General features: G+C 58.7%; 2 protein-coding genes and 1 pseudogene. 2 read left to right on the top strand and 1 reads right to left on the bottom strand.

The window, feature by feature from the left end; all coding sequences use genetic code 11:
* Window positions 1–820, bottom strand: an 820-nt coding sequence (locus A2I95_RS32990) for a hypothetical protein (RefSeq protein ID WP_291736622.1), incomplete at its 3' end; no start/stop codon positions are given.
* Window positions 821–1,029: 209 nt separating this feature from the next.
* Between A2I95_RS32990 and lipA the strand changes: the two genes are divergently transcribed.
* The gene (gene lipA, locus A2I95_RS32985; RefSeq protein WP_291736620.1) at window positions 1,030–1,983 is read left to right on the top strand and encodes a lipoyl synthase; all 954 of its coding nucleotides are present in this window, start codon (window positions 1,030–1,032) and stop codon (window positions 1,981–1,983) included.
* Window positions 1,980–2,164 (top strand): annotated as a pseudogene (locus A2I95_RS32980) (amidohydrolase); the annotation flags it as partial. The gene lipA and the pseudogene A2I95_RS32980, both read left to right, overlap by 4 nt.

Raw genomic sequence — 2,164 nt, 5'->3', positions numbered from 1 at the left:
GCTTCTTCTTATCCTTTGAGTCGTTGATTATACCGGGGAACTTCTTTTTCACCGTTTGGTACTGGTCGTTGATTTTCTTCAGGTCCTTGAACTTCGCCGCTGCCGCCTTCAGATCCGGCGCCGCCGTCTTCAGGTCTTGCCCGGCCTTGTCGACCGCCGACACGCAATGGGAGTTGATCGCTTTCACCAGCGCTCCGACCCGATTGGTGTATTTCTTCAGGTTCCGGTCCACCAGCAGCTGCGGCAGCTCGGTTGCATCCAGCTTCTTGTCCTGAGAGTCGTCGCTTTCCTTCAGAATCTTGGCCACGTTCTTCTGGAAATTCGCCGCATAAAATTTCTGCGCCGCGTTCAGCTTGCCCTCATACTGCACCGCTTTCTTTACTTCGGCAGCTTCCTTGGCCAGCGTGTCCTGCAGCGCCTCGATGTCCTTTTTCGAGGCTGACGTCTTGGACCGCTTTTTCAGATCCTTGGTAATCTCGGCCAGCAGCTTGTCCAGCTTCGCCAGATGCGCCTTGGCGTCGCCGCAAAAGCCCAGCATGGCATCCAGCTCTTCCTGATGGATATCGACCGCCTTGTTCCAGGTGGTCAGCCCGTCCTTGAAGTTTTTGTTCTTTTGCAGGTCCGCCATCTTCTTGGACTCGACCCCGTCCTTGCGGGCTTTGGCCAGGCTTTCGCGGAAATAATCCTCGCCCTCCCAGGCATTGCCCAGGGAAATCCCAACCCGTTTCTTGAGCTTGTCGCCCTCAGCAGTGGTGTATGTCTTGGTGCCTGCAGCCAGCTTTTTATGCTCTGCTTTGAACTTTTCCAGCTCCTTGGCCATCCGTCCCTCCCTGAATGATTTGCGGCGAAATCTTCTTGCTTCGCGTGAATTATGTGTTCCCCAGCGTCACTTTGGCAAAGGAAAACGGCGCATTTGCGAAGTTTGATCCATGATAAGGCTGCAGGGCAGGGTTGACGATATGCCCGTGCCAAGCCAATTCAGCTATGTTAAACCTGCGCAGAACGCCAAAGGCCGGAAGGGAAACCCACGTGAGAGACCTAAAGATCCCGGAGCAGCGCCACCCTGAAAAGGCGCATCGTCCCGACAACGCTCAGCCCAAAAAGCCAAGCTGGATCCGGGTCAAGGCGCCCGGCGGCAAAGGTTATGCCGACACGCATAAGATCATGCGCGACAACAAGCTGACCACGGTCTGCGAGGAAGCGGGCTGCCCCAACGTCGGCGAATGCTGGAGCCAGGGCCACGCCACCATGATGATCATGGGCGAGGTCTGCACCAGGGCCTGTTCCTTTTGCAACATTGCGACCGGCAAGCCGCCCGAGGCGCTGGACGTGTTTGAACCGGGCCGGGTGGCGGATGCGGTGCAAAAGCTGGGGCTGAACCACGTTGTCATCACCTCGGTGGACCGCGACGATATCGAAGACGGCGGGGCAGAGCATTTTGCCCAGACCATCCGGGCAGTGCGCCACCGCTCGCCGAATACAACCATCGAAATCCTCACCCCTGACTTCCTGAAATGCGACCCCTCGGTGCTGGAAAAAGTGGTGGAGGCGCGCCCGGATGTGTTCAACCACAATCTGGAAACCGTGCCGGGCCTGTACCCGGAGGTCCGCGCCGGTGCCCGCTATTTCCACTCGCTGCGGCTGTTGCAGCGGGTCAAGGAACTGGACCCGTCGATGTTCACCAAATCCGGCATCATGGTCGGTCTGGGCGAGGATGCGCAGGCGGTGAAACAGGTGATGGACGACATGCGCGCTGCAGACATCGACTTCCTGACCATCGGCCAGTATCTGCAACCGACGCCCAAGCACCACGCGGTGGACCGTTTTGTGACGCCGGAAGAATTCAAATCTTATGAGAAAGCCGCTTATGGCAAGGGCTTCCTGATGGTCTCGGCGACGCCGCTGACGCGCTCATCCTACCATGCCGGTGATGATTTTGCCCGCCTGCGCGAAGCGCGCAACGAAAAGCTGGGGCTTGCATGACGCCCGAGCGTCTGGCGCGGCTCCGCGCCTTGCGCCATGCACTGCATCAAATCCCCGAAGTGTCGGGCGCCGAGGAAAAGACCGCCGCCATGGTGGCGGATTACCTGCGCCATTTTGAACCGGATCAGCTGCTGACCGGGCTGGGCGGCCACGGCGTTGCAGCTGTTTTAGAGGGCAGGGC

Source organism: Leisingera sp. F5 (assembly GCF_001593695.1).
This window is presented reverse-complemented; position numbering and strand designations above follow the sequence as displayed.